The organism is Massilia sp. LXY-5 (assembly GCF_059801075.1).
The window spans coordinates 571,846-596,962 of sequence record NZ_JBNNEH010000006.1 but is presented as its reverse complement, the minus strand read 5'-3'; the positions used below and the strand labels follow the sequence as shown (position 1 = coordinate 596,962).

The window sequence follows — 25,117 nt, the reverse complement described above, 5'->3', positions numbered from 1 at the left end:
GACGGTGTCGATGATGCCGACGATTTCGATCTCTTCGCCGACCTTGATGATGCCGCGCTCGACACGACCGGTGACGACGGTGCCGCGACCCGAGATCGAGAACACGTCTTCAACTGGCATCAGGAAGGCGCCGTCAACAGCGCGCTCTGGCGTCGGGATGTAGGTGTCCAGGGCATCGGCCAGACGGATGATGCACTCTTCGCCCATTTCGCCTGGTTGGCCTTCCAGCGCCATACGTGCCGAACCCTTGATGATTGGCAGGTCGTCGCCTGGGAACTCGTACTTCGACAGAAGCTCACGCACTTCCATTTCGACCAGTTCCAGCAGTTCTGCGTCGTCGACCAGGTCGCACTTGTTCAGGAACACGATGATGTAAGGAACGCCAACCTGACGCGCCAGCAGGATGTGCTCGCGGGTCTGTGGCATCGGGCCGTCAGCGGCCGAGCACACCAGGATCGCGCCGTCCATCTGGGCGGCACCGGTAATCATGTTCTTGATGTAGTCGGCGTGGCCTGGGCAGTCGACGTGCGCGTAGTGGCGCGCGGCGGTTTCGTACTCGACGTGCGCGGTGTTGATGGTGATGCCGCGTGCCTTCTCTTCCGGAGCTGCATCGATCTGGTCGTATGCTTTCGCTTCGCCGCCGAACTTCTTCGACAGGACGGTTGCGATTGCTGCGGTCAGCGTGGTCTTGCCGTGGTCAACGTGTCCGATGGTACCGACGTTGACGTGCGGCTTGGTCCGCTCGAATTTACCTTTTGCCATTTGAGACTCCTAACGATATTTTGAGAATTACCAGGCACACATGACGGACAAGTACAGCGCACTGCCGCTTAAATTCTGGTGCCCTTTACGTGGATTGAACACGTGGCCTCTCCCTTACCAAGGGAGTGCTCTACCACTGAGCTAAAAGGGCTTATTGTTTGCACCGCACAGACTGCGGCACAATTTACTGGAGCGGGTGAAGGGAATCGAACCCTCGTCGTAAGCTTGGAAGGCTTCTGCTCTACCATTGAGCTACACCCGCGAGGTACAACTTCAATTCGACTTCACGACTTCTTCATTTGGTGGTGGGGGCTGGATTCGAACCAGCGTACTCAGAGAGGGCAGATTTACAGTCTGCTGCCTTTAACCACTCGGCCACCCCACCGCGAAGAACCGCAGAGTATGAAGCAAGCTCAACATGCTGTCAACTATTTGTGCCAACTACACTTACCTGGCTCAAATAGCAGCGTTGCTTCGGGGCGTGATTGTAACCGTAGGGGGGGCGAATCTGCAAGGCTCTTTTTTTACGATCGGTGCACTATAGCGTTCGTGGGTGCTGTACTGTATGCGTCAGGCATGTAAACACTTGACCACATGGACAGCAAGGCGCCCCATTACCCCCGTTGGAGCTGGCCGCAGATCCTCGTTGCGAGCCTGTCGATCGTTGCAGTCTACCTCGCCATGCGGCTCGTGAACAACTGGCTCGCTTTGCCGGCCGGGTATGCGCTGCCGCTGTTTCCCCCTGCCGGCGTCGGCCTGGCGATGGCCACCGCCGGCGGCATGCGCGTGCTGCCCGCAGTCGCCATCGGCGCCGCGCTCGCCGTCATTCCCCTTCACTTCAACAATCCCGCGCTGACGCAGTCGGACGCGCTGATCGCGACGCTCACCGCCGGGCTCGGCGCCTTGCTGCAGGCCTGGCTGGGCGCACGCCAGTTCCGCCGCCACATGCGCCCGGCGATCGATTCCGGGCACGACGTGATGGCCTTCCTGCTGCTCACCCCACTCGTCTGCCTGACCAGCGCCAGCGTCTCGGTGCCGGTGCTGTACGCGCTGGGCGCCTTCGACGAGGTGGCCCAGACCCGCTTCTGGTTCGCCTGGTGGGCCGGGGACACGCTCGGCGTCCTGCTCGCCGCGCCGCTGTGCTGGATCGTGTGCGGCTCGCCGCGCCGCTTGTGGCGCCGCCGGGCGCCGCTGGTCGCCCTGCCGCTGCTGATGGCCAGCGCGGCGGTCGTCACGATCTACCGCTTGTCTCTCGGCTGGGAACACGAGCAGCATTTGCTGCCCTACCGCCTGAAGGCGCAGCAGACGGCCGACGTGCTGCAGGCCGAATTCAACGAACACGTGCGCTTCGTCGGCACCTTTGCCCGCACCCTCGCCGACACCGAGCACATCCTTGCGCGCGACAAGTTCCTGCGCATCGCCGGCGGCTATGCCGACGGGCGCGCGGAAATCCAGAGCGTGAACTGGGCGGTACCGGTCACACACGCCGAGCGCGCCGGCTTCGAGGCCTGGGTACGGCGCACGGTCGACCCGGCCTTCATTGGCATCGCCGACATGGACGAGACGCGGCGCCTGGTGCCGGCGGGCGAGCGCGAGCGCTACCTGCCGGTGCTCTACCTCTGGCCGGCGTCGAATAATTTCATTCGCGGAGTCGACTTCCTGGCCGCGCCCGGACGCGCCGCCGTCGCCGCGCGCGCCATGGGCTCACGCACGCCGGTCGCGTCCGAACCGTTCGACTTGCTGTCCACGCGCGGACTCGGGATCGGCCTGCTACGCGCGGTGGGAGAAGGAGAAGGGCCGCCGGCCGGGGTCGTGATCTTTATCCTCAATGCCCAGCGCCTGCTGGAGCAGGCCATCGCGCGCTCGGGCTTCAATGGCTTCAGCGCCGCCATGGTCGACGTCACCGACGGCGCGGCGCTGCCGGTATTCGGGTCCATGGGCCAGCCGCAGCGCGACGATTACCGGGTCCGGCTGTCCTTCGCCGGGCGCAGCTATGAACTGAGCTTCCGGCCGACGCCCGCCTACAAGGAGGCCGAGACCGGCGCCGGCAGCTGGATGGTGCTCTCCGCCGGGCTTCTGATGACCGGCATGCTGGGCGCGCTGATGCTGCTCATCAGCGGCGAGCGCGCCGTCATCGAGGAGCAAGTCGCGGACCGCACGGCGCGCCTGCGCGACCGCGAAGCGCGCCTCGAGGCCATCCTCGACAATGCGGCCGACGCCATCGTCACCGTCGACGCCGCCGGCTTCCTGGTCTCGTCGAATGCCGCCACCGCGCGCCTGTTCGGCTACGCGCCCCAGCACCTGGACGGCCTGTTCTTCGGCGCGCTGGTGCCGAATGCGGGCGGCGCCGCCGGCGATGCGGGCGCCGAGCTGGCGCGGCTGGCCACGGCGCCGCCCGAGGAGTGCGTGCTCGAGGGCCGCAACGCGCGCGGCGACACCATCCCGCTGTCGATCTCGGTGGCGCCGGTGCTGATGGGACGAGAGGCTTTTTTTGTGTGCATCCTGCGCGACCTGACGGAGCAGCAGCGCTCGCAGGAACGCATCTATAAACTGGCCCACCACGACGCCCTCACCGGCCTGGAAAACCGCTTTGCGCTGAACGTGCGCCTCGAGCAGCAGCTGGCCAGCGCACGCCGCCTCGGCCAGCCGACGGCGGTGCTGTTCATCGACCTCGACCATTTCAAGAAGATCAACGATTCGCTCGGCCATGCGGCCGGCGACAAGCTGCTGGTGGGCGCCGCCGAACGCATGAAGGATTTGTTGCGCGAGGTCGATACCCTGGCGCGCCTGGGAGGCGACGAATTCATCATCGTGCTGGCCGGCCCGCTCACGCCCGACAGCGTCACCAGCGTCGCCGTGCGCGTGGTCGAGTCGCTGTCGCAGCCGTATCAGCTCAACGGGTCGACCGCCCACAGCGGCTGCAGCGTCGGCGTGGCCCTGTTCCCGGACGATGGGCAAGACGCCGAAACCCTGATCCGGCACGCCGACATGGCGATGTACGCGGCCAAGCGTCAGGGACGCGGCAATTTCCAGTTCTTTTCGCCGGCGATGAACGCCGCCACCCACGAGCACCTGCTGCTGGAAAACCGGATGTGGGGCGCGCTGCACGCCGAGGACTTCGAGCTCTACCTGCAGGCGCAAGTCGAACTCGAGACCGGCCGCGTGATCGGCGCCGAGGTGCTGCTGCGCTGGAACGACCAGGAACTGGGCAGCGTCGAGCCGAGCCGCTTCATTCCCGTCGCCGAAGAGAGCGGCATGATCGTGCCGCTCGGCGACTGGGTGCTGGGCCAGACCATGGCTTTATTGGCGCAATGGCAGCGCGAGGGGCTGGAAGACCTGCGCCTGGCCGTCAACCTGTCGGCGCGCCAGTTCTCGGGCGGCACGCTGCTCTCGCGCCTCGATGAACTGGTGGCCCATTACGGGATCGACCCGTCGCTGATGGAACTCGAAATCACGGAAACGGCGGCCATGCGCGACCCGGAAGCGACGCGCCAGCTGCTGCGCCAGCTGCGCACGCGCGGTTTCAAACTGGCGATCGACGACTTCGGCACCGGCTATTCGTCGCTGGCCTATTTGAAGCTGTTCGCGATCGACCGCATCAAGATCGACCGCGGTTTTGTCAAAGACATCGAACACAACCAGAACGATGCGGTGATCGTCGCCGCTACCATCGGCCTCGCCCACTCGCTCGGGTTGACGGTGGTGGCCGAAGGCGTCGAGACCCAGGCGCAATGGGGCTTTTTACGCGACAAGCACGGCGACGAGGCGCAGGGTTTCCTGTTCGCGCGGCCGATGCCGGCCGGGGAGTTCCGCGAATTCATCCGGCGGCAAGCGCAGCCAGTACCTGACGCTTGAGGGCGCGGATCATGGCCGTTTCGTCGGGCGGCACGCCCTCGGGCGCAAGCTGCGCGCGGTCGGCATAGAAGAAGCCGAGCTGGGCCTTGCCCACCACCAGGGGCAGCACGATAAAACTCTTCGCGTCGGGCAGCAGGGCGCGGTGCCAGGAGGGCAGCAACTCGCGGATCTTCGGGCTCGCCGCATCCGAGATCATCAGGTCGGCGTCGTTGTCCATCGCCAGCAGGAACAGGTCGCGTCCGCCCCGGGCCGGGCCTGGAGCGGACATCGGGAACACGAAGCCGGCCTGGACCCTCGCCTGCTCGGGGCCGAAGGAAACGCGCGCCCGGTACTGCCCGGCGCGCGCATCTTTCAGGCAGACGGTGGCAAAGCGAAAACCCAGCGCGCGGTACAGGGTTTCGAGCACGGCCAGGATGACGTCGTTGACGCGTGCCTTACCGTTCGCGCGCAATTGGGTCACGTCCTGCACCCCGGCCAGCAGCAGCTCGCGCGCATTCTTCGGTTTGCCGCTCGGCCAGGCGCCCTCCTCCTCTTCTCCGGCATCGAGCGTGGCCAGCATCAGCACGTCGGGCAGGCCATCGCCCGGCTCCGGTTCGGGTTTTGGGAGCGGCTGCAGATTCATGCTTTCCATCAGGCCCTGCATGCCTTCGGCCACGTTCGTGAACAGGCGCTCCAATGCTTTGGCATCGATCTCGAAGGCGGCGCCGTAGCGCGCCAGCAGTGCGCGTGCTTCCGGCGTCGCCGCAGCGTCTTCCGGTCCGCCATGGCGGCCCAGAAGACGCGCCACCTCCAGGCTGAACGAGGCGACCTGGCGCATCCATTCGGGACGGCTGCCGGCAGTTTTCAAGGTCCCCGGCGGCAGCGCCGCCTGGGCGCGCACGATCACGTCCGGGATCTTCCACTCGGCCAGTACGGCGGCTGACAAGGTGTCGTAACTGCAGCCGAGGATCATCTGCGAAGCTTGCGCCGGCGTGTGCTTGCCGGCAGCGGCGAGCTGGTTGATCTCACGGTAGCGCGCATGTTCGTGCGAGGCGACCAGCAAGGCGCCCAGGTTCTTGAACAGCGCCCCGATCGCCGCTTCCTCGGCGCCCTGGTAGAAGGACAGTTTCGCCATTTCCCGCCCGACCAGGCTGGCGCACAGGGACGCTTCCAGTTCGACGCGCACGCTGCCGGCGTGGGCGCCGTTGTCGAGGGTATCGACCAGCAGCATCGCCAGCGCGGTCGTCTTGACGTTGTCGAAGCCGAGCAGCGCGATCGCGCGCGAGACCGTGGTGACGGCGGTGCCGGAGACCGTGCGGTAGCGGACCGTGTTCGACAGGCGCAGGATGCGCTGGGTCAGCGCCACGTCGGACAGGACGAAATAGGCGAGATCGTGCGGACCCGGTTCGTCGGCGTCGGCCAGTTCGATCACGCGTGCGATCGAACCACCCAGGGCGAACATCTCTTCGTCGCCGTTCACTTTTTGCATCAAGGCCGCGCGCACGCGGCGGGTCGCGCTTTCGTCCTGCGGCTGCGCATTTGCTATCCGTGCTTCTGACATCTGGGATTACCGGCTTTTCTGGCCCGTGCGGCCTGTTATTTATTGGACTTCATGTATTTTTTGAGAACGGTCTGGTGCAGCGCCGTGAGCGCCGCCAGCTTCGGATTGCGCGGATCGAGGCGGCGTACGGCCGCCAGTTGCGCCAGGGCCTGCTGGCCCAGTTTATCGTCCCAGCCGGTGTGCTCCAGGCAGCGCAGCAGCGCCAGGGCGGCGTTGAAGGCGACCTGGGGGTTGCCCGGCATGCGCTGCGCCGCCTCCTGCATCAGGGCCACCGCGCCCGCGTAATCGCCGCTGCGGGCGCACTCGGCGCCGCCGGCTACCAGGTCGACCACGTGCTGGCGCGTTTCCTGGGCCAGACTGGCGCCGAGCTCGGCGTGGCCGGCCTGGGCCATGACGCTCATCGCCCGGTCCATCGCGGTGGCGTCGGCCGCGTTGCGCATCACGTCGCGCACGAGGCTGGTCGCGCCTTCGGCCATGTCGTGCGCGAGGCAGCTGCGCGCCAGTTCCAGTTTCAGGTCGGCCGACATGCCGGGGAGGTCGCGGCTGGCGGCCACGGCGGCATTCAGCGATTCCAGCAGGCGCTCTTCGTTGCCCGTGTACTCGTGCAGCAGGGCCGACGAAATCGCGCTGCAGGCGTCGGCATGGCCTTTGCCGCCCATCGAGCGGTCGAGGTCGCGAATCACGGAGGCGGCCGCCACCGGATCGCCCTTGCGCACCAGGGTGCGCACCAGCTTGACGTGGTCTTCGGGGTCGCGGAATTCCGAATATTTGGCTTTCGCCACCACCTGTTTCAAGACCTTTTCGGCGGTCTCGTCGTCGCCGGCCGCGAAGGCGACTTCGCCCAGGGTACGCAGGCGCCGCACCGCGTGCGGGCTGACCGCCACCGCGCGTCCCAGCACTTCCTGCGATTGTTCGAGTTCGCCCATCGCCGTGTGGGTGCGCGCCAGCCAGTCGTAGGCGTCGACGAAATTCGTGTTGGTCTGCACCAGTTCCGTGAGCAGGCTGCCGGCTTCCTCGTACTGCTCGCGCAGGTACAGGGTTTTCGCCAACCCGAGCCGGGCCCAGGCGATGGCACGGCTTTCGGCCAGCTGGCGGTAGATCGGTTCGGCCAGGTTCGCTTCGCCGAGGAACAGGTGCAGCTCGGCGCGCAGGCGCAGGAAGTCGACCGTATGGCGCGGATGCGCCGCCTCGCCCGCAATACACGCCTCGATCGCCTCGTGCTGGGCGCCCGCCTCCATCAGGCGGTAGACGGGCAGGAAGACGTTCCGTTTTTCCAGCGCGCGCGCAATGCGCTCGAGCAGGCGGTCGGCCGTAAACGGTTTCAGGATGTAGTCGGTGGGGGCCAGTTCGGCCGCGCTGACGACCTTGCCGTAGTCTCCCTCGGCCGTGACCATGAAAAACATCGTCGCCAGCGACACCAGCTTATGGTGACGTAAATCTTCGAGCAGCTGCTGGCCGTCCTGGCCGCCTTCGAGGTCGTATTCGCACAGCACCAGGTCGAAGCTGCGCAGGGTCAGCTGTTTCACCGCCTGGTTGGCGCTGCTGGCGTGCTCGATGCGGGTCAGGCCGCACATGTTGAGCATGCTGTGGATGTTGGCCCGCATGCCGGAGTGGGGCTCGATGAGCAGGGCGGTGAGGCCGTCTAATTCGTTCATGGCGATTTCCGTTCGGGCCAGCGGCAAGTGGCGGCTACGCTGGCCGCTGCCGGACGAGTATATTACGCCGGGGGAACAAAATAGCTAAATCGGGTCGGGGTTTGCGGAAAACCGGGTTGCTAGTGGGAAAAAGCAACAGTTGGTGAGAATTGAGCTGCTAAAAGCCCGCATCCGCGCGGCGGGTGCGATTGGCGCATTCGCTACGCGCGGCGCTGCCGACCACGTTCTGATAGCGCACCTCGTACTTGCCGGCCGCCAGCCCGTCGATCGTCAGCGTGCCGTTCCCCAGCACATACGCATGGCGCACGTTCGAGCGGCGCTCCAGGTCAACAATCTTGACGAACACCGGCGTCGGATTCGCGCTGTTGTCGACCACGACCGTCATTTCGCGGCCGCTGTTGCCCAGCGGGTAGCCGGGGACGTAGCCGGACTGCTCGGGCCAGGGCTCGCCGTTCGGCGCTTCCGGGGTGGCCAGATCGGTATCGCACTCGGGCTGGCGCGGCGGTACCAGCAGCTGGGTCACGGCCAGGGTTTTGACGGGCGGCGCCTTGGCGCCGGCCGGGCTGGCCCAGGCATCCGGATCGGGATTCGGGATCGAGGTCAGCGCGGCCGCCTGCTCCTTGCCGCTGAAAGCGAGCGCGGCCGGCAGCACGCGCGGCTGCAGCAGCACCAGCACGCACACGGCGCCGACCGCCATGCCGCCGAGCAGGCCGAGCCACCAGCGCGGGTCGCGCAGCAGGCGGCGGCGCGGGCGCGGCGCGGGCGGCGGCGATTCCCAGTTCTCGCCGCGCACGCGGGTACCCTCATCGCCGCTGCTCTCGAGCCACTCGACTTCCCATTCCTCGGCCGCGATCCACTCGTCGTGCTCCCTGCGCCGCACCGGGTCGGACAGGATGTTGTAGGCGGTGTTGACGATCGCCATGATGCGGGCGGCCTTTTCGTCGCCCTGGTTTTTATCTGGATGGTATTTCTGGCTGAGCGCCTTGTAGGCCGCACGCACGACTTCCTGCGGCGCGCCGCGCGCTACCTTGAGGTTGTCGTAATGGGTGTGGATCTTGGCCATGGTGCGGGTCTGGTGGAAGGTCAGCGGTCCCGGAGGCTGATCGGGACAGCATAGCCGGGTTTGTATCCCCAGCGCAAGATACCATAAAGTCTATAAACGGCGGCTGCGATCCGCTTGTGCGATCGCGTCGGGCAGCTCCACTTCGTGGCCGACGATCAGTACCTTGAACAACTCACCCATTTCGCTCGGCGCCACCAGTTTATGAACGGCTTTCGACTGTGGCAAATAACGCACGACATCGTTGGGATCCGTACGCATCAGCAGGTCACCGATGCCGCAACCGAGCAAGAAGCCGGCCTGGTTCATATAGCCCAGCACCGGCAATCCAGCGTCCTGGGCCGCCAGCGCCATCGCGGTAAAATCGACGTGGGAGGTGATGTCCTGCAGCCCCGGCAAATAAAAGGGATCCGGGTGCGAATGGTGGCGGTAATGGCACATCAATGTGCCGCCGCTGCGCTGGTCGACATAGTATTCGTGGGCCGGGAAGCCGTAATCGAGCAAAATCGCCGCACCCTTGCCACCCTCGAACATGCTCGCCAGCGAACCCATGAAGCCGCAGGCGACCGGGTGCAGTTCGGTCAGATACCCCTCGGGCAGAGAATCGGCGTCCGGGATCTGGCGCGCCAGCTGGGCCGCCAGGTCCGCGTCGAGTTCGGCCTGGACATACGTAAAACGGCCGTCCTCGATCGTTACCATCTGGCGGCGCCAACCCTCAGGGGTGTTCAGCACCAGCTCGACCGGCATGGCGTCGAGCACTTCGTTGGCCAGCACGACGCCGCTGAAGGACGCGGGAAAGCCGTCGCGCCACTCGACCTGCGGAAAATCTTTTAACTCCACCTGCTGGCGGGCGCGCAGTTCTCCGGACAGTTCGATGATGGTGTAGCGTTCGACCTGCACCCCTTCATCGGCGAGCGCCGTCAGCACGTCGCGCGCCAGCTTGCCGGTGCCGGCGCCGAATTCGATGATGTTGGGCGCGCTTTGGGCGATAATAGCGGCTGCCGCGCGTGCCAGCGCCGCCCCGAACAGGGGCGAGATCTCGGGCGCGGTCGTAAAATCGCCGCTCGCCCCCAGCTTGGCCGCGCCGCCGCTGTAGTAGCCGAGCCGGGGCGCATACAGCGCCAGCTCCATGAAACGAGAGAAGGGAATGGCGCCGCCCGCCTGTTGAATGGCGGTGGCAATTTCCTGTTGCAGGGCATGGGACGCGGCCAGCGCGTCGCTGTCGGGAAGGGGCAGGGACATCCCGGCATTGTAGCCAGATCGGCACGGATCAACAATTTCAGCCAATGCCAAGACTATGACGCACATCACGCCAAGCGCCGGGGACCAGACCAAGGTCGCGCTCGTCACCGGAGCCGGACGCCGCCTCGGCCGCGCGATCGCGCTCGGTCTGGCCGCCGCCGGCTGGGACATCGCCGTCCACTACCGCCACTCGGAACGCGAAGCGAAGGAAACGGCAGACGCGATTCAAGGGCTCGGCCGGCGCGCCGCCCTGCTCCCGGCCGATTTGAGCGATGAGGCGGCAGTACGCGCCCTGCCGGGCCGCGCCGCCGAAGCACTGGGACGGGTAACCTGTGTGGTCAACAATGCTTCGTTGTTCGAATACGACAGCGCCACCACGTTTTCTCCTAGCTTGCTCGCCGCGCATATGAATACGAACCTGGCCGCGCCCCTGCTGCTGGCGCAGGCTTTACATGCGGCGACGCCGGAAAACAGCCAGGCGGTCGTCATCAACCTGCTCGACCAGAAACTGTACAATTTGAACCCGGATTTTTTGTCGTACACGCTGTCGAAAGCGGCGCTCGACGCCGCCACCACCATGCTGGCCCAGGCGCTGGCGCCCCAGGTACGCATCGTCGGCGTCGCGCCCGGCATCACGATGGTGTCGGGCGACCAGAGCGAAGAAGGTTTCAGCAAGGCGCACACCGTCACGCCGCTGGGACGCTCTTCGACCCCCCAGGACATTGCCGACGCCGTCGTCTATGCGGCATCGGCACGCGCGCTCACCGGCACCACCTTGGTGGTCGACGGCGGCCAGCACCTGGTGCCGCTGGCGCGCGACGTGATGTTTCTTACGAATTGAAATAACCGAATTAAAACTGATTAAGGTCTTGCTTATGCTGTCCGCCCTCACCCACCCGAGCTTGCGCGATTGCCGCCGGCTGTTCCTGCGCAACTACGAAGTGATGATCAACATCGGCGTACACGACTTCGAAAAGAAGGGAGAACAGCGCGTCCTGATCAATGTCGACCTGTACATCCCGCTGGCCGAATCGACCCCGACGGCCGACCAGCTCGATGAAGTCGTCGACTACGATTTCATGCGCGAGACCATTGCCCAGCGCATGGCGCAAGGCCACGTTCACCTGCAGGAAACCCTGTGCGACGACGTCGTGCGCGCCATGCTGGCCCACCCGCGCGTGCGCGCCGCGCGCGTCTCGACGATGAAGCCGGACGTGTATCCCGACTGCGAAGGCGTCGGCGTGGAAGTGTTTCAAATTAAGGAAGAAGCATGAGTGCCGTATTGAATGACGTGTCCCCGGAAGGCGCGGACGCGAAAAAACTGGAAAAGATCGCCCACGAGAACAACAAGCTCCATAAACGCCTGTGCCGCCTGGTCGGCCAGGCGATCGGCGATTTCAACATGATCGAAGACGGCGACAAGGTGATGGTCTGCCTGTCCGGCGGCAAGGACAGCTATGCCCTGCTCGACATCCTGATGACGCTGCGCGAGCGCGCGCCGATTCACTTCGATATCGTCGCCGTGAACCTCGACCAGAAGCAGCCGAATTTCCCGGCCGAGGTGCTGCCGGCCTACCTGGATAAACTCGGCGTGGCCTACCACATCGAAAACCAGGACACGTATTCCATCGTCAAGCGCCTGATCCCGGAAGGCAAAACGACCTGCTCGCTGTGCTCGCGCCTGCGCCGCGGCATCCTGTACCGCGTCGCCGACGAACTGGGCTGCAACAAGATCGCCCTTGGCCACCACCGCGACGACATTTTAGAGACCTTCTTCCTGAACATGTTCTTCGGCGGGAAGCTGAAAGGCATGCCGGCCAAGCTGGTGTCGGACGACGGCAAGCACATGGTGATCCGTCCGCTGGCCTACGTCAAAGAAGCGGACACGGAGCGCTATGCCGAAGTGAAGAACTTCCCGATCATTCCGTGCGACCTGTGCGGCTCGCAGGAAAACCTGCAGAGGAAGCAGATCAAGGCCATGCTGCGCGGCTGGGAAAAGACGCATCCAGGACGGGTCGACAATATCTTCTCGTCGCTCTCGACCGTGGTGCCCTCGCACCTGCAGGACCGGAATCTGTTCGGTTTCATGGACCTGAAAACGGATGGCGTGCCCAACCCGCTGGGCGATATCGCGTTCGACGAAGAGCCGTGCTCGACGCCGGTGGCGAAGTCGATTTCGCTGACGCAGCTGTAAATCGGCTAGGTTGTAGTAAACACGGCAGCGTGCGCACGCTGCCGTTTTTTTTTGCTCCGCTCAGGCGAGGTCCATGGCGAACAGCTGCAGTTCGCGCTTGGAATCCGGCGCCTGGATCATGCGCTCGAAGCGCAGGCCGAGTTTTTCGAGCACGCGAATCGAGGCGCTGTTGTCGGGACGGACGGTGGCAACGATGCGCTTCAATCCCAGTCGTTTCGCGTGCGCCAGCACGGCCCTGGCCGCCTCGATGGCGTAACCCTGGCCGCCGTACTGCGGCAGGAAGGCATAGCCGATATCGACATCGTCGAGAAAATCGCGCTTGGCCAGGCCGCAGACGCCGATCGGGCAGCCGTCTTCCACGCGCTCGACGATATCGAAGCCGAAGCCGAGGCGCGCCACCATCGCCATCGGACCGGTGAGGATGTAATCGCGCGCGCCCTCGAGCGTGCGGATGCCGCGGTCACCGATGTAGCGGTGCCATGCGGGGTCGTTGAGCAGGCCGAGCATGAAGGCGGCGTCCTCCGGCACCATATGGCGCACCCGTAGCCGTTCGGTTTGCAGGACAATCATCGTGGTGGCATCCTTGTGGACAGCGTCGTTTTGTTGCCAGAAAGAATAGCACCAACCATGCCCGGTTCACGCCTGTTTTTGTTCGATTTCATGATGGAGACACCATGCCCCTGTTCGCGCGCCTGTCCGGCGTTTTCGCTCTTGCCCTTGCCCTGCTGGCGCCCTGTGCCGCCAGCGCGGAGCCGTCGATGATTTACCTGGTACGCCATGGCGAAAAGGCGCTCGAGGGCAAGGACCCGGAACTGTCACCGCAGGGCCGCCTGCGCGCGCAGAACATCGCGACGATGCTGGGTAAAACCGGCATTGCGCACATCTTCAGTACAGCAACCCGCCGCACCCGCCAGACCGCGCAGCCGCTGGCGCAGGCGAGCGGCGTGCAAGTGCAGGAATACGATCCGCGCGCGCCCAGGGCGCTGGTCGAGAAGGTCAAGGCATTGAGCGGCCCGGTACTCGTCGTCGGCCACTCGAACACCCTGTCGGAACTGGTACGCCTGTTCGGCGGGCAGCCGGGGCTGGAGATCGCCGACAACGAATACGACCGCCTGTACCAGCTCATTCCCGGCGCCGGCGGCAGCGTGGCGACCGTGCTGTTCACGTTCCCGCCGGCGACCGGTCCCGCGCCCTGAACCTTTTTTTACAAGGCGCGCTCCAGGCCGACGCGCAGGCTGGCCATGCCTTCCCAGGTCAGCTCCCGCCTGACGACCGTGCCGCCGGCGTCGCGATACAAGGTTCCCGTCTGGCGGTCGCGGCCCAGGGCATTGGCCACGCTGACGCGGGCGCGCCACTGCGCATCGAGCTTGCGGGTCCAGTACAGGTCGAGCAGCGCGGTCCGGCCGAGATACGTTGCGACACCGTCGTTCGAGCGGCTGGTCGCACTCCCCCGCAGATTCACATTCGCGCCGGCGTCCCAGGCGCCGCCGCGGTAGTCGATGCCGGCGTTCGCCGTGAACGGGACCTGCTCGGCCAGGGTGTTGTCGGGCCCCGGCACATTGCGCACGCGCGACCAGTTGCGGCCCGCGTTCAGGCGCAGCGCAAACGTCCTGTCTCCCAGTTTGACGGGCGATTTCAGATCGAGCTCGATGCCGGCCAGGTCCGCATTGCCATTGTTGATCGGGCGAGAAACCCAGCTGGCGCCGTCCCGGTACAGCTGCTGGGTGGTCACGTCGGAGACGCGCCTGGCGTAGCCGGACAGCGTGGCCGTACCGCCCTTGCCGAGCGGGCGCTCCCAGGCGAGATCAAGGCCCCAGCTCAGTTCCGGACGTAGCGCCGGATTGCCCTCGGCGTCGGGGTTGGCCGGGCCGTTATTGTTGTTGATCGTGTAGCGGCGCGGGACCAGGTCGCGCGTCAACGGCGCCTTGTAGGTGCGCGCCAGCGCCAGGCGCAGCTGATGCTTGTGCGGCAGCTTCCACAGCAGCTGCAGGATCGGGCTGGCCACGCTGCTGCTTGAGGCCACGCGCGCCAGGTCGGCGCCATCGGTACCCGTGCGCAGTCCTTCCCAGCGCAACCCGGCATAGCCTTCGAAGGTCTCGGAGATGGTCCACTCGTCCTGGGCGAACAGCGCCAGGCGCTCGACGCGGGCGGTGTAGTCTTGCAGGCGCTCGGCACCCGGCGCGCCGTCGACGGTGTCGTGCTGGTTGCGATGTTCGCCACGCGTCGTATGGCTGGCGTCCCAGCCGAGGCCCAGGCTGTGTGCGGCGCCGAGCGGCGCCAGGTACTTGCCGTTCAGGCTGGCCGTTTTCTCGTCAGCACCGGAAGCCACGGCGCGCGCCAGGCCCGGCCTGCCGTCCGGCCGGGTGCCGAGGAACAGGTAATCGCCGCGGCGCCGGCTGCCGTCGACGACGCCTTTGACGGTCAGCTTGCCGGCCCCCTGCAGGCGGTGTGCCCAGGCCAGGTCGCTGCGCAGGCTGGCGGTCTGCGAGGCGAGCGTGGCGGCACTGCCCGGGTAGGCGGTCGGTGCGCCGAGGAGCGTCTGTTCGGCTTCGACGGTGCCGCCGCGCGCGCGGGTAACACCGGCGAGGGTTTGCCAGGCCAGGGTATCGCCATTTTCGAAAGTCCAGTTCAGGCGCGGCGCGAGATTGAGGCGATTGGTGCGGGCCAGTCCCGCCGCGAGGAAGCGGCGCGCCGCGATCCTGGTGCTGCCGCTGTCGACCGTCTCCTCGGTGGAGATGCCGTCGATGCCCGCGATACGGTCGAAGGTGGCGCCCAGGGTCCAGGCCAGATTGTCATCCTTGCCGCTGGCCTGGGTCGACAGCGATGGGCTCCAGCGGCCGCGCTGGTAGTTGGCGGACACCTTGTCTTCGCGGCGGGCGCCGCCGCTGCGCTTGCGCAGCACGATGTTGATGCTGCCGGCGACCGCCTGGGCGCTGCGGTCGGCCGTGGGGCTACGCGCGATCTCGATGCGCTCGACCAGCTCGGGCGCAATCGAATCGAGCGTAAAACCCTGGGGCACCGGTTCGCCGTCCACCAGGATCTGCGTATAGCCGGTGCCGAGGCCGCGCATGCGCACCTCGCTGCCGACGATGGACACGCCGCCCTGGCGTTTCAGCACGTCGGCCAGGCTGGCGTCGCCATAGGCCGCGATCTCGGTACGCCCGACCACCTGCTTCGCCGCCGCCGAATCCTGCTGCTGCGCCGCGCCCTTGACCTCGACGCGCGCCGGCGCCTCCTGCGCAGCGGCATACGGCAAGGGAGACAGCAACAGCAACAGCGGCAGGCGTTTCATGGCGGTTCGTCGAGGTGTGAGGCAGGCGGCGATTGTAGGGCCGGCGATGCCCCTGGCGCCAGCCATGTGACGAAGCGCCGCCGGCGTGTGACGAGCGCCTGCCATCCGGCATTTTCGCCCTTCCCTGCGCTGCTATACTCGGCGCACCATGAACGAACAACAACGCAAGGACGCGCGCACGATTGTCAACCACATCGCCTTCTGGACGGCGCTGTGCGCGGCCGGGGCGCTCGGCAACTACAGCGACCGGCTGCAACACGGCCGGGCGGCATCGTATCCCGCCCTCCTGCTCGAATGGTGCTCGTGGCACGTGCCCGTGATGGCGCTGAGCAGCGTCCTCGGCCTCGTGCTGCTGCGCCGTCCGGCACTGTTCATGGAGCGCCGCGCCACGCTGACGATCTACGCCGGCCTGGTGCTCGTGTTCCTGCCGCTCGAATGGTTTTATGTGGGCAGCGTGGGAATCCTGACGCGCGGCGACGCGCTCTCGCTGGCCAGCGCCTGGGCCGAACTGGAAGCGATGGGGAAGATGACCTGGTTCACCGAGACGGCGTGGACGACCGGCACCTTCATTGCCATGGTCGCCATCGGCAACCACCGCGAAGCGCGCGCCCGCAGCGAGGCGTTCATAAAAGCCCAGGCGGAAAACCTGAACCTGCACCTGGCCTTGGAACAGCAGCGCATGCTGGCCCTGCGCGCGCAGCTGGAACCCCACTTCATCTTCAATGCCCTGAACGCGATCAGCGCCCTCGTGCGCGCCGGCGACAAGGCCGATGCCCTGGCCGGCATCGGGCGCCTCTCCGACCTGCTGCGCTACGCCTTGTCGGCCACCCAGCGCGAGGGCGTGACCATCGAGGAGGAACTCGGCTTCGTGCGCGACTATCTCGCCCTGCAGCGCCTGCGCTATGGCGAGCGCCTGCAGATCCGCATCGACGGCGACGACGACGCGGTGCGCCAGGGCGCATGCCCGCCGCTGCTGCTGCAGCCGCTGATCGAAAACGCGCTGCGCCACGACCTCGACTGCCACGATGGCGCGGGCGACATCCGGCTGTCGTTCGAGCGTACGGCCGATGAGCTCTTGATCCGCGTGATGAATCCGGTGAGCGCCTGGGCTTCGCCGAATCCCGGCACCGGCCTCGGTCTGGCGAATACGCGGGCGCGCCTGGCGCTGGCCGACCCGCGCGCCAGCCTGCGCACCGAAAGCGTGGACGGCACTTTCATGGCCGAGATCAGCCTGCCGCTGGCAGTGGCGGATTGACGCAGGTGGCGCATCGCTACGCCATCGTCGACGACGAAGAGCCGGGCCGCGTGAACCTGCGCCTGGCGATGGAGGCGCACCCCGGCTGGGACCTGGTCTTCGAGGCCGACAGCGCCGCCCGTGCGCGCGCGGCGCTGGCGAACCCGGACACGGCGCGCATCGACCTGCTGTTCCTGGATATCCAGATGCCGCGCGAATCCGGCCTGCTGCTGGCGCGCGAACTGGGACGGATGCGCGAGCCGCCGCTGGTAGTGTTCGTCACCGCCCACAGCGCGCACGCGATCGAGGCTTTCGAGGTCCACGCGCTCGACTATCTGCTGAAACCCCTGGACGATGCGCGCCTGGCGCAGGCGGTGGAGCGGGCCGGCCTGCTGCTGGCCGGACGCCAGCGCGGCGCCTATGGCCAGGCGCTGCGCGCCTATGCGGACGGACCGGCATACCTGGAGCAGATCAGCGTGCGTTCGGTGGGGCGGATCGACCAGGTGCGGGTCGCGGACATCCTGTGGCTCGAGGCGCAGGGGAATTACGTGGCGCTGCATACGGCGGCCGGGTCGCCGCTGCACCGGGTGGCGCTGAGCCGGCTGGAAGCGCACCTGGACCCGGGGGAGTTTTTGCGGGTGCACCGCGGGGTGATCGTGCGGCGTGGGCAGGGCGTGGGTTTGTCGGTCGTGGGAGACGGCAGTTATCTGCTGCGGCTGCGCTGCGGCGCCGAGGTGCCGGTGAGCGAACGGTATGTGGGCGCGGTGCGGGAGTTGTTACGGTCGTAACGCGTGGGCTCGAGAGCCCACCCTACGATGCGCCACTGTCTCGATTCGGTGACGCGGCGGTGGTGTAACGTAGGGTGGGCACTTGTGCCCACGCGGATACGCCCTTTATGGGGCCACGTTCGTGCGCAGCACCGGATACAAATTCAAGCGCTCGTCCCACGACGCATGGCGGCGCGCGAAGAATTCCAGGCGCGCGTGGGCGCTTTTCGCAAAGGCCGGATCGCTCTCGACGCGGCGCCTGAATTCGGCGGCCAGCGCCGGGTCGGCCGCCATCTGCTCGCGCGCGACGTCTTCGGCCACGTATTCTTCCATGTACTCCTTCGGCTCGAAGGCATTGTTGAACATGCCCCAGGCCAGCAGCGAGTCCGGCGCCTGCGGTTCCAGCATCGCCATCACCAGTCTCGCCTTCGGCTGCGCGATCGGCACGAACAGCGCGCCCTTGCCGACGCTGCGGGCTTCCGATTTCCAGCTGCCCTCGACCGTCAGGCGCTGGTGCGATTCGAAGGATTTCGTACCGAAGCTCGCCTTGTCGGCGCGGAAGGTCTCGGTGCTGAAACGCTCGAGCGGCTTGCCCAGCTTGCGGTAGACGATGCCGTGCAGATTCAGCTTCGCCGCCACCATCGACGCGTGCGCGGCCGGCACGATATAACCGGCTCGCGGCGCCGCCACTTCCAGGTCGGCGACGACCTCGTCACGCAGGGGCACGCGCCAGACCTGCGGCTTGCTTTCGTCGTAGCGCGTCATCAGGATGCCCGAGACATCCGATGGCGTGCGCGTGTATTCATAACCGTTGAAGTCGACCATCTTCGGCTTGTCGAGCGTCTTGTAGCTCAGCGCCACCGGGGTGCCGGCCAGGCGGGCGGCGCGGACGTCGGCCGCGGCGGCGGCGATCTGCCATTGTTTGCCGTTCTTCGCCACCTGCTCGAGCACCGAGATCACGCTGTTGTGGGTGATGCGCACGCGGGTCGGATAGTCCTTCCACGAGTGCGTTTCGACCAGCATCGCCATGCGGTTACGCAGCGGGAAGTAGCCGGTCGAGAAGCGCGGGTCGGAGACGCCGTCGACGAAACCCGATTGCGGATCGTCCGTTTTGGCGAACGACATGTAATACGACTGCGGCGTGGAACCCTGTTTCGTGATGTCGGCGATGACGTTCTCGCGCAGCGCCAGGCCGGCCTTGCGGAACGCGGGATCGGCCGAGTACACGGGCTCGACCTGGATCGAGACGTCGTGCTGGAACTTGGCGCCGTCGGTCACGTGCAGGTCGACATAGGTCAGCGGGTCCCAGGCGTTCACCAGCGCCAGCATGGCCTGCATCTCGGGAGAATCGGCCTTCACGTAGTCGCGGTTCAAATTGAAATTCTGGGCCGTGGTGCGCCAGCCCATCTCGACCGGACCGCGCTGGTTCGGGCGGTTCCACTGCTGGAAGCGTTCGTGGCCGTCGACGTTGAAGACGGGGACGAACAGCAGCACCTGCCGGTCGAGGGAATGCCCGGCGAGGCGCCCTTCCAGGATTTCGCGCAGCGCCAGGAAGCCGGCGTCCTTGCCGTCGATCTCTCCGGCATGGATGCCGCCCTGGATCAGCGTGACCGGCAGCCCCTTTTTCAACGCCGCCTGCGGGGTGAATGCGCCGCTGCGGGTAGCGACCAGTGCCAGCATCGGACGGTCTTCCGGCGTGCGGCCGAACTCGATGCAGCGGACTTCCTTCGGATAGGCTTTCGCAAAGGCTGCGCACAGTGTCACCACTTCGTCGTAGCGGCCCGTGGACTGGAAGCCGGAGCGCTCCGAGACGGTGCTCAGGTCGGGCGCGGCCGCCGCCTTGGCAGCGTGAGTCAGGGGCGCGGTGGCCAGTAGGGCAAGCAGTAACGCAGAACGAATCATCGGTGAAGCTCCGGCAGGTTGGAATGGGGGCAAAGCGGAAAATTATAGTCGGGTTTGCCCCCTCGCAGACGAGCGCTTTGCACCTGAAAAAAAAGCGCCACCCGAAGGTGGCGCCTTGTCTGTATGGATGGCAGCGCCGCGCGCCGCGCCCATGTTTAACGGGGCCGCACGTGGATCGCGATCTGCGACGCTCGCGAGCGCACCGGGACCTGCACCGACAAGGCCATCGCCTGCGCCGAGCTGCGCGCCTGCGGCGCACAGACGCCGGTGGCGCGGTAGCTCAGTGCGCTCGCCAGCAGCGCCTCGTCGGTGCTGCCCAGGTCGTGCGCCAGGTCGTCGGCCACGGTGCAGGTCGGGGTGATGCCGCCGGCGTAGTCACCAAAACCCTTCGCGTTCACGCCCTGGAACTCGACCGAGAAATAGGTCGTGCCGCAGTTCGGCACCGGCGTGAAGCCATACGGCTTGCCGCAGGTCGTGGCGCCGATCACGTTCACCTGGACGTCGACGCCGCGCAGGCCGTTGATCACTGCTTCGCTGGCCGAGCAGCTGCCCGAGGTGGTCAGCACCGTGACCCGGCTCAGCGCCAGCGTCGGCAACACCGTCCCCTTTGCCACCGTGCCGGTACCGGCCGGGAAGCCGTAGGCCTTCGAATCGAAGCGGATGATCTGGGGCGTTTGCTTCGCTTCGATCTTGTCGTTGTACTGCAGGCGTTCAAATACCTTGCCCTCGGTCGCCGGTCCGGCAATCATGTAGGCCAACTCGCTGGCGATGTTCAGCAAGCCGCCGCCGTTGTAGCGCAGGTCCAGCACCAGATCGGAGACGCCGGCCGTTTTCAGGGTCGTGATCGCGTCGATCAGCTGGCGCTCGGACACCGCGTTATGGCTCTCGAAGCTCAGGTAGCCGACCTTGCCGGTCGGGGTGTCGATGACCCGGGTGAACTTCACCGGCGCCACCGTGACGTCCTGCGCCTGCATGGTCGCCACGATGTCGGCGCCGGCGCGCCGGAAGGTGAGGCTGTGCGACTGGCCGACCGTCTCCGGGAACAGGCCGGCATTGATCTTGTCGACCGATGGCTTGTCGGAGGCGTTGATGAAGTCGACGCCGTCGATATTGGTCAGCACGTCGCCGCGGCGCAGGCCGGCAATGGCAGCCGGCGAACCCGGTTCGACCAGCGCCACCGTCCAGTTGCGCGGCGCGGTCGGGCCGCCGCTGCTCCAGGTGATGCCATAGCCGAGCTCGATACCGGAATTGGTCAGCTTGTCCCACTCGGCGGACGGGTAGGTGAAGTGGTACATGTCCTTGTCGCGCGGGGACATCAGCTTCTCGAAATAGTCGACCGGATTGGTGAAGTCCGCCATTTTGAAATTGGTCGGGATCTCGTTGTACCAGAGGTAGTACTGGTTCGACCAGGCGCGCAGAAACGTCAGCTCGTCGCGCAGCGTGCCCTGCGTGTCCGGGTAGGGTTTATTGGTGTACGGATCGATGCCGGTGCGCGGCTTGGCGCACTTGTTCCAGTAAGTGTCGAAGGCTTCGCCCAGGGTCGCGAGGTCCGGGTCCGCTGCGGTATTGTTGGGCGTCGTGCTCGCCGGCGTGTTGCTGAGCGCACCGGTGCTGCCGCCGCCACCGCCGCAGGCGGCAAGCGTCAACGCGGCCGCAAGGCCGGCGCACAACAGGCGGAGCGAAGCGGTCAGGCGACCGTGTTGGATTCTCGATGTCATAAGATATATTTGGCGAGCAAGGTTCGATAGGAAAGAGTAATAAGAAGAGTAAGACAGGCGTGGCGCTTTGAGAAGAGCTCGCACTCTTCGTTTCAAAGTTTTTTTTGAGTAACTATCGCTACTATGAAACGAAAACGCCAGGCCGGGTGGTAAACCGGGCCTGGCGCAGGGGCGGGCTTGAGGGCAATCAGGCCGCGTGGGTGATTCCTGCCGGATTGTGGAAAGCCGACAACAGCTGGGCTTCCTTCTGCTTCGCTGCCGCCAGGTGGCGTTCCTTCACGTGGCCGTAACCGCGAATGTCTTCCGGGATGCTGGCGATCGCAACGGCTTGCGCCAGGTTTTCAACCGACAGCTTGGGCAGCAGTGCGGACACGGTCGCGCGGTACTGCCCGATCAGGGCGCGCTCGGTCTTGCGCTCGGCGGAATAGCCGAACACGTCGAACGGGGTGCCGCGCAGTCCCTTCAGCTTGGCCAGCACGCCGAAGGCACTCATCATCCACGACCCGTATTCCTTCTTGATCGCGCGGCCTTCCTTGTCGTGCTTGGCCAGGAGCGGCGGCGCCAGGTGGTATTTGATGCGGATGTCGCCTTCGAACATGTTCGCGATCTTTTCCTTGAAGGCCGGGTCGGTGTGCAGGCGCGCCACTTCGTACTCGTCCTTATACGCCATCAGCTTGTAAAAATAGCGGGCCACGGCTTCGGTCAGGCGGGTGCCTTTGCCCAGTTTCGCTTCCTCGGCGCGCACCTGGTCGACAAACGCCTTGTACTGGGCTGCATAGCCGGCGTTCTGGTAAGCGGTCAGGAGTTCGACGCGGCGATTCACCAGCTCATCGAGGGTCTGGGTGCGCTTGAATTCCACGACCTTGGCCGGGGTCGTCAGCTTTTTCACCGAAGCCAGGTCGTGGGCGGCGGTGCGGCCCCAGTTGAACGCGGCTTTATTGAACGGCACCGAGACGCCATTCAGCTCGATCGCCTTCAGCAGCGAGCTTTCCAGCAGCGGCACATGGCCCTTCTGGAAGGCGTAGCCGAGCATGAACATGTTGGTCGCAATCGCGTCGCCCATCAGGGCGGTGGCGATCTGGCCGGCGTCGACGAAGTCGACATTGTCCGCGCCGCAGGCTTGCAGGATGGCGCCGCGCGAACCTTCGGCCGGGAATTGCCAGTCCGGGTTTTTCACGAACGCAGCGGTCGTCGCGCCGGTCGAGTTCACCGCGGCCCAGGTGCGGCCCTCTCCCATGCGGGACAGCGCATCGCGGCTGGCGACGACGATCTGGTCGCAGCCGATGACGAGGTCCGCGCTACCGGTACCGACGCGGGTCGAGTGCAGGTCCGCTTGATGCCGGGCCAGGCGCACGTGCGACATCACCGGGCCGCCCTTCTGGGCCAGGCCGCTCTGGTCGAGCACGATGGCACCCTTGCCCTCGACGTGGGCGGCGACGGCCAGGATCTGGCCGACGGTGACGACACCGGTGCCGCCGACGCCGGCGACCAGGATGCCGAACGGGTTGTCGATCTGCGGAATCCGCGGTTCAGGCAGGCTTGGGGGCGCCTTGTCCGTGGCGACGGCCGCCTTCTTCGGCTTTTTCAGGCCGCCGCCTTCGACCGTCACGAAGGACGGGCAGAAACCGGAGACGCACGAGAAATCCTTGTTGCAGGAGGACTGGTTGATCTGGCGCTTGCGGCCCAGTTCCGTTTCCAGCGGCTCGACCGACAGGCAGTTCGACTGCACCGAGCAGTCGCCGCAGCCTTCGCACACGGCCTCGTTGATGACGGCGCGTTTGGCAGGGTCGGGGAACTCGCCTTTTTTCCGGCGGCGGCGTTTTTCGGAGGCACAGGTCTGGTCGTAGATCACGGCGGTCACGCCCGGCAGCTCGCGCAGTTCTTTTTGCACGTCCATCAGCTCGGAGCGGTGGCGCACGGTGACGCCGGCGGCCCAGGCGTAGTCGCTCGGGTATTTTTCCGGTTCGTCGGTGACGACGATGATCGGGCCGACGCCTTCGGCGGCGATCTGGCGGCTGATCATGCCCGGATCGAGCGGACCGTCGACATTCTGGCCGCCGGTCATGGCGACCGCGTCGTTGTACAGGATTTTATAGGTGATATTGACCTTGGCGGCGACGGCCGCGCGGATCGCCAGGATGCCCGAGTGGAAATAGGTGCCGTCGCCCAGGTTCACGAACACGTGCTTTTCGCTGGTGAACGGCGACTGGCCGATCCAGGTCGTGCCCTCGGCGCCCATGTGCGTAAAGGTGGAGGTTTCGCGGTCCATCCACAGCACCATGTAGTGGCAGCCGATGCCGGCCATGGCGCGCGAGCCTTCCGGCACCTTGGTCGAACTGTTGTGCGGGCAGCCCGAGCAGAAATACGGGATGCGGTCGGTTTCCGGATTGGCCTTCGCCGGAATATTCTTCAGCACCAGCTCTTTCGCCTCGAGGAAGGCGATGCGTTCCTTCACGCGCTCGGCGACCGGGTGGCCGGCGCAGTAGTGCGAGATGCGCGAAGCGATCGCGCGCGCGATTTGCGCCGGGTTCAGCTCATAGGTCGCGGGCAGCAGCCAGTCGCCGTGGCCGCTGCGGTTTTTATTGTGCCACTCGCCGGTGTCGTCGAATTTGCCGACCACGCGCGGACGCTCGGAATCCGGCAGGTTGTATAACTCTTCCTTCAGCGCGTATTCCATCACCTGGCGCTTTTCTTCGACCACCAGGATTTCGTCGAGACCGCGCGCGAATTCGTGCACGCCTTCGGATTCGAGCGGCCAGGTCATGCCGACTTTATACAGGCGCAGGCCGATGTCGCGTGCCGCCTCTTCGTCGATGCCGAGGTCGGCCAGCGCCTGGCGCGTGTCGACATAGCTTTTACCGGCGGTGATGATGCCGATTTTCGGTTGCGGGCTGTCCCAGATGATTTGATTCAGTTTGTTCGCACGGGCATAGGCCAGCGCCGCATACCATTTATGGTTGTTCATCCGGACTTCCTGGTCCAGCACGGCGTCCGGCCAGCGGATGTTCAGGCCGTCTGCCGGCAGCTCGAAGTCGGTCGGCAGCGTGATCTGGACGCGGTCCGGGTCGAGGTCGACCACGGCGCCCGATTCGATGATGTCGGTGACGCACTTCATCGACACCCACAGGCCCGTGTAGCGGCTCATCGCCCAGGCGTGCAGGCCGTAATCGATGTATTCCTGCACGGACGAGGGATACAGCACCGGGATGCCGCAGGCCGTCAGGATGTGGTCCGACTGGTGGGCAGTGGACGAGGATTTCGCCGCGTGGTCGTCGCCGGCCAGCAGCAGCACGCCGCCGTGCTTCGCGCTACCGGCGTTGTTGCCATGCTTAAAAACGTCGCCGCAACGGTCGACGCCCGGCCCCTTGCCGTACCACATGGCGAACACGCCGTCGTAATTCGAGTCCTTGTACAAATTCGTTTGCTGGGTGCCCCAGACGGCGGTCGCCGCCAGGTCTTCGTTCATGCCCGGATGGAATTTGACGTGGTGGGCGTCCAGGTGCTTCTTTGCCTTCATCGCGGTCTGGTCGACGGCGGTGACGGGCGAGCCGCGGTAGCCCGTGATGTAGCCGGCCGTGTTCAGGCCATTCTTGAGGTCGCGTTCGCGCTGCAGCATCGGCAGGCGGATCAGGGCTTGGGTGCCGGTCATGAAGGCGCGGCCGCGCTCGAGCGTCCACTTGTCGTCGAGCGTGATCTCGTGCTCCGGACCTGCCGGTTCCAGCTGGGAGCGGTCGAGGGGTGCGTTCATTGGTTTGTCTCCGTTGGGGTGAGCGCGCTTGTTGTTATTGTTCGCGCGGCGACGGAGTTGTCTCCTCCGTAATTGAGCGTCAGTATAGTCTTGTGCCCTCGGCATTAAATACCAATCAATTCCCCCCAACTCCCCAATTGCGCAATAA

General features: G+C 65.7%; 17 protein-coding genes and 3 tRNA genes. 7 read left to right on the top strand and 13 right to left on the bottom strand.

Going from position 1 to position 25,117, the window contains the following annotated elements:
* From ACI48I_RS21150 to ACI48I_RS21135, 4 genes are all read right to left on the bottom strand, one after another.
* Window positions 1-762: elongation factor Tu (locus ACI48I_RS21150; RefSeq protein WP_498575322.1), on the bottom strand; the 762-nt coding region annotated here is incomplete at its 3' end.
* 76 nt (window positions 763-838) lie between these two features.
* Window positions 839-913: transfer RNA gene (locus ACI48I_RS21145), tRNA-Thr, on the bottom strand.
* A 37-nt stretch (window positions 914-950) separates the two neighbouring features.
* A tRNA-Gly gene (locus ACI48I_RS21140) sits at window positions 951-1,024 on the bottom strand.
* A gap of 38 nt (window positions 1,025-1,062) precedes the next feature.
* Window positions 1,063-1,147: transfer RNA gene (locus tag ACI48I_RS21135), tRNA-Tyr, on the bottom strand.
* 209 nt (window positions 1,148-1,356) lie between these two features.
* On the opposite strand from ACI48I_RS21135, the gene ACI48I_RS21130 reads away from it, so the two are divergent.
* Window positions 1,357-4,617: a bifunctional diguanylate cyclase/phosphodiesterase gene (locus ACI48I_RS21130; RefSeq protein WP_498575321.1), complete on the top strand. Its 3,261-nt coding sequence runs from the start codon at window positions 1,357-1,359 to the stop codon at window positions 4,615-4,617.
* On the opposite strand, the gene ACI48I_RS21125 is transcribed toward ACI48I_RS21130, so the two are convergent.
* The 4 genes from ACI48I_RS21125 to ACI48I_RS21110 all read right to left on the bottom strand — a co-directional run bounded on the left by ACI48I_RS21125 (window position 4,580) and on the right by ACI48I_RS21110 (window position 10,114).
* A complete protein-coding gene (locus tag ACI48I_RS21125) occupies window positions 4,580-6,157 on the bottom strand; it encodes an HDOD domain-containing protein (protein WP_498575320.1) in 1,578 nt (525 codons plus the stop codon). The genes ACI48I_RS21130 and ACI48I_RS21125 overlap by 38 nt on opposite strands.
* Window positions 6,158-6,192: 35 nt before the next feature.
* The gene (locus tag ACI48I_RS21120) at window positions 6,193-7,812 is read right to left on the bottom strand and encodes a response regulator (RefSeq protein WP_498575319.1); all 1,620 of its coding nucleotides are present in this window, start codon (window positions 7,810-7,812) and stop codon (window positions 6,193-6,195) included.
* Between the two features lie 157 nt (window positions 7,813-7,969).
* The gene (locus tag ACI48I_RS21115; protein WP_498575318.1) at window positions 7,970-8,875 is read right to left on the bottom strand and encodes a J domain-containing protein; all 906 of its coding nucleotides are present in this window, start codon (window positions 8,873-8,875) and stop codon (window positions 7,970-7,972) included.
* 90 nt (window positions 8,876-8,965) lie between these two features.
* Window positions 8,966-10,114, bottom strand: a complete 1,149-nt coding sequence (locus ACI48I_RS21110) for a class I SAM-dependent methyltransferase (RefSeq protein ID WP_498575317.1) — start codon at window positions 10,112-10,114, stop codon at window positions 8,966-8,968.
* A 55-nt stretch (window positions 10,115-10,169) separates the two neighbouring features.
* Here ACI48I_RS21110 and ACI48I_RS21105 point away from each other — a divergent pair, with 55 nt between their 5' ends.
* From ACI48I_RS21105 to ttcA, 3 genes are read left to right on the top strand one after another with little or no spacing between them, the layout of a single operon-like run.
* Window positions 10,170-10,955: an SDR family oxidoreductase gene (locus ACI48I_RS21105; protein ID WP_193688054.1), complete on the top strand. Its 786-nt coding sequence runs from the start codon at window positions 10,170-10,172 to the stop codon at window positions 10,953-10,955.
* A gap of 34 nt (window positions 10,956-10,989) precedes the next feature.
* Window positions 10,990-11,388, top strand: a complete 399-nt coding sequence (locus tag ACI48I_RS21100; protein ID WP_193688053.1) for a dihydroneopterin aldolase — start codon at window positions 10,990-10,992, stop codon at window positions 11,386-11,388.
* The gene (gene ttcA / locus ACI48I_RS21095) at window positions 11,385-12,308 is read left to right on the top strand and encodes a tRNA 2-thiocytidine(32) synthetase TtcA (protein WP_498575316.1); all 924 of its coding nucleotides are present in this window, start codon (window positions 11,385-11,387) and stop codon (window positions 12,306-12,308) included. Before ACI48I_RS21100 ends, ttcA begins: the two co-directional genes overlap by 4 nt.
* Before the next feature lie 60 nt (window positions 12,309-12,368).
* On the opposite strand, the gene ACI48I_RS21090 is transcribed toward ttcA, so the two are convergent.
* Entirely contained in the window at window positions 12,369-12,878 is a 510-nt protein-coding gene (locus tag ACI48I_RS21090; RefSeq protein WP_498575315.1) for a GNAT family N-acetyltransferase, read from the bottom strand.
* A 104-nt stretch (window positions 12,879-12,982) separates the two neighbouring features.
* Here ACI48I_RS21090 and ACI48I_RS21085 point away from each other — a divergent pair, with 104 nt between their 5' ends.
* Entirely contained in the window at window positions 12,983-13,504 is a 522-nt protein-coding gene (locus tag ACI48I_RS21085; RefSeq protein WP_498575314.1) for a SixA phosphatase family protein, read from the top strand.
* A gap of 8 nt (window positions 13,505-13,512) precedes the next feature.
* On the opposite strand, the gene ACI48I_RS21080 is transcribed toward ACI48I_RS21085, so the two are convergent.
* Window positions 13,513-15,600, bottom strand: a complete 2,088-nt coding sequence (locus tag ACI48I_RS21080) for a TonB-dependent receptor plug domain-containing protein (RefSeq protein ID WP_498575313.1) — start codon at window positions 15,598-15,600, stop codon at window positions 13,513-13,515.
* Between the two features lie 148 nt (window positions 15,601-15,748).
* Here ACI48I_RS21080 and ACI48I_RS21075 point away from each other — a divergent pair, with 148 nt between their 5' ends.
* The gene (locus tag ACI48I_RS21075) at window positions 15,749-16,855 is read left to right on the top strand and encodes a sensor histidine kinase (protein ID WP_498575312.1); all 1,107 of its coding nucleotides are present in this window, start codon (window positions 15,749-15,751) and stop codon (window positions 16,853-16,855) included.
* 5 nt (window positions 16,856-16,860) lie between these two features.
* Window positions 16,861-17,622 (top strand): LytR/AlgR family response regulator transcription factor, encoded by a 762-nt coding sequence (locus ACI48I_RS21070; protein WP_498575311.1) that lies wholly within the window; start codon window positions 16,861-16,863, stop codon window positions 17,620-17,622.
* A gap of 105 nt (window positions 17,623-17,727) precedes the next feature.
* Here ACI48I_RS21070 and ACI48I_RS21065 read toward each other — a convergent pair whose 3' ends face one another.
* The 3 genes from ACI48I_RS21065 to ACI48I_RS21055 form a co-directional block, all read right to left on the bottom strand.
* Window positions 17,728-19,503 (bottom strand): M14 family metallopeptidase, encoded by a 1,776-nt coding sequence (locus tag ACI48I_RS21065; RefSeq protein ID WP_498575310.1) that lies wholly within the window; start codon window positions 19,501-19,503, stop codon window positions 17,728-17,730.
* 155 nt (window positions 19,504-19,658) lie between these two features.
* Entirely contained in the window at window positions 19,659-21,221 is a 1,563-nt protein-coding gene (locus ACI48I_RS21060; protein ID WP_498575309.1) for a S41 family peptidase, read from the bottom strand.
* 187 nt (window positions 21,222-21,408) lie between these two features.
* Entirely contained in the window at window positions 21,409-24,969 is a 3,561-nt protein-coding gene (locus ACI48I_RS21055; RefSeq protein WP_498575308.1) for an indolepyruvate ferredoxin oxidoreductase family protein, read from the bottom strand.
* Window positions 24,970-25,117: the final 148 nt, after the last annotated feature.